Origin of the sequence: Streptomyces sp. NPDC026092 (assembly GCF_040638605.1) — a bacterium.
In the GTDB taxonomy this organism is placed as follows: domain Bacteria; phylum Actinomycetota; class Actinomycetes; order Streptomycetales; family Streptomycetaceae; genus Streptomyces.
Window position 1 is genome coordinate 340,732 of the sequence record NZ_JBEZYN010000008.1, and the last position, 8,929, is coordinate 349,660.

Here is an 8,929-nt window from a genome sequence, read left to right on the forward strand (position 1 = left end):
CCGATGAGCGCACGTCTGGTGCCACGCTCTATCCGGGCGAAGATTGTCTGCCTCCTGATGGTCCCCGCCGTGTCCCTGATGGCGCTGTGGGCGTACGCGACCGTCACCACCGCGACCGGCGTCTCGGAGCTGAGCCGCGTCCAGGAGGCCAACTCCACCCTGCTGAAACCGATCGACTCGCTGGTCGCCTCGCTCCAGGCGGAGCGCGCCGGAGCCCTGCGCCACCTCGCCGCCCCGAGCACGGAGCGTGCCGAGTCCCAGGGAGGTCTGGAGAAGGACACCGACGCCGCCTCCGCCGCGCTTCGCCGCGGCGCCCAGGCGTCCACCTTGGACGTCCAGGCGGTCGGCGCCGACTTCTCCGGGCGCGTCGACCAGCTCCTCGCGGACCTCGACGGCCTGACGGCCCTGCGCAAGCAGGCCCGTACGTCGGACGACGCGTGGAAGAACGTCTACGACGCCTACGGGCGCGTCATCGAGCACGGCTTCGCCGTCCAGGGCTCGCTGGCCGCACTGCACGAACCCGAGCACTCCTCTCCGGCCCGGGTCGTCCTCGAACTGGCCTGGGCCCGGGAGATGATCGCCCGTGAGGACGCCCTGATGGGCGCCGCGCAGGCGTCGGACCGCTTCACCCGTGAGCAGTACCAGGAGTTCGTGGGCTCGGCCCACACCCAGCGCCGGCTCCTCGCCGCCGTGGACGATCTGCCGGCGGCCGACGCGGCCGCGTACCGTACGGTCCTCGACGGCGCCGCGATGCGTGAACTGCGGGCCACCGAGGACCGGATGCGCGCCGCGGGCGGCGCGACGGCGGCCGGGCGCCTGGCCGGGTCCGCCGAGTGGAAGGCGTCCGCCGACGCGGTGCTCCAGCAGCTCGGCGCGGCTCAGACGCGGGCGAGCACGGCCGCGATCGACGCCACCAGCCCCGTCTCGTTCGCCGTCCTCGGCGGCTCGGGCGTGGCCGTGGCACTCGGTCTGGTCGGTGTGCTGCTCTCCCTCTTCATCTCCGTCCGGATCGGCCGTGGCCTGGTCCGCGAGCTGACGGACCTGCGCAACTCCGCGCTCACCCTCGCGGGCCGCGAACTGCCGGAGACCATCCGGAAGCTGCACACCGGAGAGACCGTCGACCTCGACGTCCTCGCGCCGCTGCGCGCGCACCGCGACGACGAGGTCGGGCAGGTCGGCGCGGCGCTCGTCGCCGTGCACCGCGCCGCCGTCACGTCGGCGGCCGAGCGCGCCCAGGTCCTCCACGGGATCTCCGGCGTGTACGTCAACCTCGCCCGCCGCAGCCAGGCGCTGCTGCACCGTCAGCTCGCGCTCCTCGACACCATGGAGCGCCGCAACGAGGACCCGGTGGAGCTGGAGGACCTCTTCCGCCTGGACCACCTCACGACCCGTATGCGCCGGCACTCCGAGAGCCTGATCATCCTCTCCGGCGCGGCGCCGGGGCGTGGCTGGCGGCAGCCCGTCCCCTTCATGGACGTGGTCAGGTCCGCCGTCGCGGAGGTCGAGGACTTCCGCCGGGTGGAGGTGCACGCCGTCCCCGAGGTACGGGTGCACGGCGCCGCGGTCGCCGACCTCATCCATCTGCTGGCCGAACTCGTCGAGAACGCCACGGCCTTCTCGCCGCCCCACACCGTCGTGCGGGTGCGCGGGGAGCGGGTGGGCTCCGGGGTCGCCCTGGAGATCGAGGACCGGGGCCTCGGGATGAGTGCCGAAGGGTTCGCCGAGGCCAACAGCCGGATCGAGGACACGGGCAGGATCGACCTGCTCGACAGCGGGCAGCTGGGCCTGTTCGTGGTGAACCGCCTGGCCCACCGTCTCGACGCGCGCGTCTCGCTGCAGCCTTCGGTGTACGGCGGTGTCGTGGCCGTGATCCTGCTGCCGACGGCCCTGATCAGCGAGGTGGCGGCGGACGCGGCCGGGGACGACACCGGTCTGCCGCGCCGCCGCCCGGAGCGGCGGCCGCCGGTCCAAGCGTCGGCGCGGAGCGGCGGCCGGCATCGTGCCCCCGCCCCGGCGACGGCCGACCCGGTCGCCGTACGCCGGCAGCCGGAACGTCCGGCCCTGGCAGCGCAGGAGTCCGTTCCGCCCGCTCCCCCGGTGGCGGACGTGCCTCCCGTGCCTCCCGTGGCCCCCGTGCCTCCCGCGCCGGCCGTCCCGCCTCAGCCTCCGGAGCTTCCGGGTGTCCCCACGCCCGGCGGCAAGGCCGCGCTGCCGCGCCGCGTACGGCAGCAGTCGGGCCCCGGCGCCGCGGACGGCGTCGTCGACCCGGACATGTACGCGCCGCCCGTCGCGGACGGGCCCCGCCGCTCCCCCGAGCAGGCGCGGGCCGCCATGACCTCGTTCCGCGCGGGCTGGGCCCGCGGGAACGCCGACCGTGTGCCACGACCGGGCACCGCACACGGGGACAACACAGAACGTGAAGGAGAGAGCCGATGACCGGCAACCCCCACCGATCCGGTGAACTCGACTGGCTGCTGGAGGAACTGGTCACGCACGTCACGGAGATCCGCCACGCGGTCGTCCTGTCGGGCGACGGGCTGCCCGTGGGTATGTCGGCGGCGCTGACCAGGGACGACGGCGAGAGATTCGCCGCCATCGCCTCCGGGTTCCACAGTCTCGCCAAGGGCACGGGACACCACTTCGGCGCCGGCCAGGTCATCCAGACCCTGGTCGAGCTGGAGGACGGCTTCCTCTTCGTCGTCGCCGCGGGCCACGGCTCCTGTCTCGCCGTGTTCAGCGACGCCAGTGCCGATGTGGGCCTGGTGGCGTACGAGATGGCCCGGTTGGTGAAGCGTGTCGGCGCCCACCTCGGCACACCGGCACGCGGCGACGCGGGTGCGATGCCGCCGCTCGATGGCTGAGCACGGTCGGCGCTGGTACGACGACGAGGCGGGCCCGCTGGTGCGTCTCTACGCGATGACGTCGGGCCGGGCGCGGCCCGCCGGCAGCGAGACGTTCGACCTGATGACCCTCGTGCACGGCAGCCCGCGCCCCGAACGGGGCCCGGTGCTCTCGCCGGAGGAGTCGGAGATCCACCGACTCTGCAGTCCGCGCCCACGGCCCGTGGCCGACATCGCGTCCGACGCGGGCCTGCCGCTCGCCGTCGTACGGGTGCTCCTCGGCAACCTGCTGGAAGCCGGTCTCGTCCGGGTCAGCCCTCCCGTACCCCCCGCTCAACTCCCCGACCAGCGCGTCCTCAAGAGAGTGATCGATGGACTCCGAGCCCTCTGACGTACCTTTCCTCGCCCTCAAGATCCTCGTGGCCGGCGGCTTCGGCGTCGGCAAGACCACTCTGATCGGTGCGGTCAGCGAGATCCGGCCCCTGAGCACCGAGGAACTCCTGACCGAGGCGGGCCGCCCGACCGACAGCCTCGACGGCGTCGCCGCGAAGCGCACGACGACGGTCGCCCTGGACTTCGGCCGCATCACCCTCGCCGACGACCTGGCGCTGTACCTCTTCGGCACACCCGGCCAGAACCGTTTCTGGTTCCTGTGGGACGAACTCGCCCGGGGTGCCCTGGGCGCGGTCGTGCTCGCGGACACCAGACGGCTGGTGGACTCCTTTCCCGCGATCGACTACTTCGAGCGCCGCAAGCTGCCGTTCGTCGTGGCCGTCAACTGCTTCGACGGCACGCGCGACTACAGCGCCGAGGAGGTGGCGGTCGCGCTCGACCTCGACGAGGGAACGCCGGTGGTGCTGTGCGACGCGCGCGAGCGCGCGTCGGGCAAGGAGGTCCTGATCACCCTGGTCGAGCACGCCACGACCGAACTCCGTCCCCTCGGGTAGCCGCCGTCCAGGCTGCCGAGGGGGCGGGCCGGTGGGGCCCGGGCGCTTCTTCACGCCCGGGCCGCACCGGCGTTTTTCGTCGCTGCCGCGCGGCTCAGTCCCTGCCGGTCCCCCGGTAGAGGTCGAGCTCGCCGTCGAGTTCGACGGCCAGGACGGTGGCCCGCTCGTCGACGTCCGCGCCCTCCGGGGCGTCGATCCACAGCACCCCGGGCACCTCGCCGAGGCCTCCGACGGTCCGGTGACCCAGCTCGGTGCCGGTGCCGACCACGCGGACGCGCTTGACCGGTGTCCGCAGTCCGCGCAGGGAGACCGACTCGCGCGGCGGGTCGAAGCACACCAGGTGGAGCGTGCGCCGGTCGGCGGAGAGGGTGCTGGGGCCGTAGTGGTGGCCCGCCGGCAGGCCGGCGATCGTGCCGTACACGGCTTCGGAGTGCCGGGCGATCCAGTCGCCGAGGCCTTCCAGGCGCTCGACCTGCTCGGCGGGGATCGTGCCGTCCTCGCGGGGGCCCACGGCCAGCAGCAGGTTGCCGCCCATGCCGATGGTCTCGGTGAAGTAGCGCACCAACTGGCGCACCGACTTCTGGTTGTGGTCCCCGTGCTGGTAGCCCCAGGAGTCGTTGACGGTCAGGCACAGCTCCCAGGGGCCGTCCGGCGGCAGGAGCGGCACGCCCTGCTCGGGCGTGGCGTAGTCGCCGTAACTCAGCATCCGGGCGTTGAGGACCGTGTCCGGGTTCCCGGCGAGGATCTGTTCGGCGAGCCGCCGCATCCCCCACTGCTCCTCGCTGCGCTCCCACTCGCCGTCGAACCACAGCAGGTCGGGGCGGAACCGCGCGACGAGTTCGCCGACCTGGCCGTCGCGGTAGGCGACGTACCGGGCCCAGGCCTCCGGGTCCTCGATCCCGTCCTTCGGCGCGACGAGGGGGTTGGTGGCCACGTCCTCGTTCGGCGCGTCGGGGTGGACCACGCTCGCGTAGTCGGGGTGGTTCCAGTCCGAGTGGGAGTAGTACAGGCCGACCTTGAGGCCGTGCTCGCGCAGGGCCTCGGCGTATCCGGCCACCAGGTCCCGTCCGGCCGGGGTGTGGCGTACGACGTTCAGGTCGCCGTGCTCGGTGTCCCACAGGGCCACGCCGTCGTGATGGCGTGCGGTCAGTACGGTGTACCTGGCGCCCACCCGGGCGAACAACTCGGCCCATGCGCGCGGGTCGTACGCCGACGCCGTGAACTCGTCCAGCTGGCGCATGTACTGCTCGTGCGGCACCTGGCCGTGGTAGAAGGCCCAGGACTCGGGGACGCCGTCGACGGCGTAGATGCCGTAGTGGAGGAAGATGCCCAACTTGGCATCGGGGAACCAGGGTTGCATCGGCATGGGATCAGTTCCTCGGTGGGAAGGGAGCGGGGAGCCCCGCTCGGCCACGCTATGCCGGGCCACCGGTCCGGCGGGTGGGGCAGACTCACCCTCACTGGTCCGTTTTCACCACCATGAGGCGTCCGGAACGTGCCCCGTATCCCGCTCAGCCCAGGGGCTCCCGGTCCCACGCGGCCGTGACGCGGGCCGCCTGGCGCTGCAGGGCGGCGACCAGGTCCTGCACGCTGGGCGCGGCCGTGGAGCGCAGGGCGGCGACGCTGATCTCACGGGCCAGGGGCGGCCCTTCCAGCGGCCGTACGACGACATCGGGACGCGGCGCGCCCAGCGCCAGGCGCGGGACGAGCGAGACTCCCGTACCCGCGGCGACGAAGCCCTGCACGACGCCGTAGTCGTCGGTGCGCATCACGTGGACGGGCTCGAAGTCGTGCTGGGCGCAGGCCCACGACAGGAGCCGGTCGCAGGGGTCACGAAGGTCGGCGGCGCCGACCCAGTCGTCCTCGCGCAGCTCCTCCAGCGGCACCCGCTCCAGGGCCGCGCACCGGTGGTCCGCCGGCAGGACGAGGAGGAGCGGATCGGTCAGCAGGGGGTGGACCTCGAACGCGTCCTCCAGGTCGAGCCGGTCGCCGGGCTGCGAGAAGACGAGCGCGACCTGCAGTTCCCGTGACCGCAGCCCGTTCAGCAGGACGGGCAGCTCGCCCTCCGTGAGCGAGACGTGCACGGCCTGCGCGTGCAGGGCCCGGACCGCGCCGGGCAGGAGGAGCGCCCCTGCGGTGGGGAAGGTCCCGACGTGCAGCGTGCGCGTCCCGCGAGCCGCCTGGGCGCGTACCTCACGCTCCGCGAGACGCAGCCGGGAGAGCACCGCCTCGGCGTGCGGCAGCAGCGTCTCGCCGAGCTCCGTGAGCGCGGCGCCGCGCGGGCCCCGCTGCACCAGGGGGGCGTCGAAGTGCCGCTCGAGAACGGTCAGATGGTGGGTGACCGTCGGCTGCGAGTAGTGCAGCGCGCGGGCGGCCCCGGCGAGCGAACCCTCGTGGGCGATGGCCCGCAGCACGTGAAGATGACGGATCTCAAGCATATAGACAGAGTATGGAGATACCTCAAGGAATGCAGCATTCCCTTAATGCCCGGTGACTCACACACTGGGCGACGTGAACAGCACCACAGCCGTAGCACCCCACCCCCGCCCGACCGGATCGCTCCAGGACGTGGCCCCGTACGCCGACGCGGTGCGCGCCCACGCGGAACGCGACTGGCTCCGCCTCAACGTTCCCGGCCACGCCGCCGAGTCCGACAGCCCTCTCGCGGAGGCCTTCGGCCCCGGCCTCCTCACGCTGGACTTTCCCCCTCTGCTCGAAGGGCTCGACCTCGGTACGGGCACTCCGATGGACCGGGCCACGGAGCTGGCGGCGGAGGCCTGGGGCGCCCGGCGCACCTGGTTCCTGACCAACGGCGCCTCGCAGGGCAACCAGATCGCCTCCCTGATCACGCCGATGCTCGGCCGCACGCTCGTCGTGCAGCGCAGTGTGCACTCCAGCGTGATCGACGGTCTGGTGCTCTCCGGTCTGAAGGCCGCCTTCGTCCAGCCGTCCCTCGACACCGAGCAGGGCATCGCCCACGGCGTCACGGCCGCGGCGGTCGCCGAGGCGCTTTCGTCCCACCCCGACGCGGCGGCCGTGTACGTGGTCTCGCCCAGCTACTTCGGCGCCGTCGCCGACGTCCGGGCCATCGCCGACACGGCGCACGCCCACGGGGTCCCGCTGATCGTGGACGAGGCGTGGGGCTCCCACTTCGGGTTCCACCCGGGGCTGCCCTCCGGCGCTCTCGCCCAGGGCGCGGACCTGGTGACCTCCAGTACGCACAAGCTGGCCGGGAGCCTCACCCAGTCGGCCATGCTGCACCTGGGCCACGGCCCGTTCGCCGACCTTCTCGAACCCCTCGTCGATCGCGCCCACCGGCTCGTGCAGTCCACGAGCGCGAGCGCGATCCTGCTCGCCTCGCTCGACGTCGCCCGAAGGGCCCTGGCCTGCGGTCAGGACACCATCGGCACCTCGCTCCAGGCCGCGGACCGGATCCGTGCGGTGCTGCGCCGGCTCGGTCGGTACGACGTGGTCAGCGACGGCTTCGGACGCTTTCCCGACATCGTCGCCGCCGACCCGCTGCGGGTCGCGATCGACACCAGGGCCGGCGGGATCAGCGGGCACGAAGCCCGCCGCCTGCTGTTCCGCGACCACCAGATCATGGTCGAGGTGGCCACCGACTCCGCCGTCGTCGCGGTCCTCGGTGCGGGCAGCGCCCCGGACACGGACCGGTTCGTCGAGGCGCTGCACACCCTGCCGCGGCCCCTCGGGACCGACGCCGACCGAGGCATACGGCTCTCGCTCCCGGCTCCCGGCGAGGCCGTGCTCACCCCGCGCGAGGCGTTCATGAGCCCCGGCCGGGTCGTGCCCGCCGTCGAGGCCGTGGGCCGGGTGTCGGCGGACACCCTGGCCGCCTACCCGCCCGGCATTCCCAACGTGCTGCCCGGCGAGGTCATCACCAGCCAGACGGTGCGCTTCCTGCAGCTCACCGCGTCCGCGCCGAACGGGCACGTACGCGGCGCGGTCGACCCGGAGGTCTCCCACCTCCGCGTGGTCGACGCCTGAGTGAGCGGGCATCACCGCCCCCTCACGTCCTCCGCTTCCTCCCGCACGTCCCACTCCCCGCCGTTTCCCATCATTTCCTCGAAGGAGTCCACCGATCATGACCGGAGCAGCAGGTAGAAGAGGTACGGTCGCGGCCCTCGCCCTCGTGAGCGCGGCGGCCATGGCCCTCACCGGTTGTGGAGATCAGACCGGCAGCGGATCGTCGACCCAGGGGGGCGACAGCGCGGCGCCGCTCTTCGACAAGCTGCCCGCCGACATCCAGAAGGCCGGCGTCATCAAGGTGGGTACGGACGCCACGTACGCCCCGATGGAGTTCAAGGAGGGCGCGAAGATCGTCGGTGTCGACCCCGACATCGCCGCCGCCCTCTCCACGAAGCTCGGCGTGAAGTTCGAGTTCACCAGTGGCACGTTCGACACCCTGCTGACCGCGCTGCCGACCGGCCGTACGGACATCGCGATGTCCTCCATAACCGACACCAAGGCCCGCCAGGAGGGTCTGGACGACAAGGGCCAGAAGACCGGCAACGGTGTCGACTTCGTCGACTACTTCAACGCCGGCTCCATCGTGTACGTGCGGAAGGGCAACCCGAAGAAGGTCAACTCGATCGAGGACCTCTGCGGGAAGACGACGGCCGTGCAGCGCGGCACGACCTTCGAGACGGTGGCCAAGACCCAGTCGGAGGCCTGCGAGAAGGCCGGAAAGCCGGCCGTGAAGATCGAGTCGTTCCCGACGGACGCCGAGGCCCAGACCCGCGTCAAGGCGGGCGGCGCGGACGCCGGGATCAACGACTACCCCGTCGCGGCGCACTTGGCGCGCACCGCCGAGGGCGGCAACGCCTTCGAGATCGTCGGGGAGCAGGTCGACGCCGGCCCGTTCGGGATCGCGGTCGACAAGAAGGACACGCAGCTGCGTGACGCCCTGAAGGAAGCGCTCGACGCGATCATCCTCGACGGGTCGTACAAGAAGGCGCTGGACAAGTGGGGCGCGGGCACAGGTGCGGTGACCTCTGCCGAGATCAACGGCGGCTCCTGATCCCGACGCACCACTGAAGGGCAGTCGTTGTGACTGACAAGCTCGACAAGGTTCCCGACGGGGCGTCGCCCGCCCCGTCGGACCTCCCCCCGGAGGCCATCAAG

At 72.4% G+C, this 8,929-nt stretch carries 8 protein-coding genes; 6 read left to right on the plus strand and 2 right to left on the minus strand.

Going from position 1 to position 8,929, the window contains the following annotated elements:
- Window positions 1-78: 78 nt before the first annotated feature.
- From AB0F56_RS16510 to AB0F56_RS16525, 4 genes are read left to right on the plus strand one after another with little or no spacing between them, the layout of a single operon-like run.
- The gene (locus AB0F56_RS16510; RefSeq protein ID WP_362009536.1) at window positions 79-2,436 is read left to right on the plus strand and encodes an ATP-binding protein; all 2,358 of its coding nucleotides are present in this window, start codon (window positions 79-81) and stop codon (window positions 2,434-2,436) included.
- Window positions 2,433-2,861, plus strand: coding sequence for a roadblock/LC7 domain-containing protein (locus AB0F56_RS16515; RefSeq protein WP_362009472.1), 429 nt, complete (start codon window positions 2,433-2,435; stop codon window positions 2,859-2,861). The genes AB0F56_RS16510 and AB0F56_RS16515 overlap by 4 nt, the downstream gene beginning before the upstream one ends.
- A complete protein-coding gene (locus AB0F56_RS16520) occupies window positions 2,854-3,231 on the plus strand; it encodes a DUF742 domain-containing protein (RefSeq protein WP_362009475.1) in 378 nt (125 codons plus the stop codon). Before AB0F56_RS16515 ends, AB0F56_RS16520 begins: the two co-directional genes overlap by 8 nt.
- A complete protein-coding gene (locus AB0F56_RS16525) occupies window positions 3,212-3,787 on the plus strand; it encodes an ATP/GTP-binding protein (protein WP_362009476.1) in 576 nt (191 codons plus the stop codon). The genes AB0F56_RS16520 and AB0F56_RS16525 overlap by 20 nt, the downstream gene beginning before the upstream one ends.
- A 94-nt stretch (window positions 3,788-3,881) precedes the next feature.
- Here AB0F56_RS16525 and AB0F56_RS16530 read toward each other — a convergent pair whose 3' ends face one another.
- A complete protein-coding gene (locus AB0F56_RS16530) occupies window positions 3,882-5,201 on the minus strand; it encodes an alpha-L-fucosidase (protein WP_362009538.1) in 1,320 nt (439 codons plus the stop codon).
- A gap of 97 nt (window positions 5,202-5,298) precedes the next feature.
- Window positions 5,299-6,225, minus strand: a complete 927-nt coding sequence (locus AB0F56_RS16535; protein WP_362009479.1) for a LysR substrate-binding domain-containing protein — start codon at window positions 6,223-6,225, stop codon at window positions 5,299-5,301.
- Window positions 6,226-6,298: 73 nt separating this feature from the next.
- Between AB0F56_RS16535 and AB0F56_RS16540 the strand changes: the two genes are divergently transcribed.
- Together AB0F56_RS16540 and AB0F56_RS16545 are read left to right on the plus strand one after the other, a co-directional pair.
- Window positions 6,299-7,792, plus strand: a complete 1,494-nt coding sequence (locus AB0F56_RS16540) for an aminotransferase class I/II-fold pyridoxal phosphate-dependent enzyme (RefSeq protein WP_362009482.1) — start codon at window positions 6,299-6,301, stop codon at window positions 7,790-7,792.
- Between the two features lie 97 nt (window positions 7,793-7,889).
- Entirely contained in the window at window positions 7,890-8,825 is a 936-nt protein-coding gene (locus AB0F56_RS16545; RefSeq protein ID WP_362009485.1) for an ABC transporter substrate-binding protein, read from the plus strand.
- The last annotated feature ends 104 nt before the right edge of the window (window positions 8,826-8,929 follow it).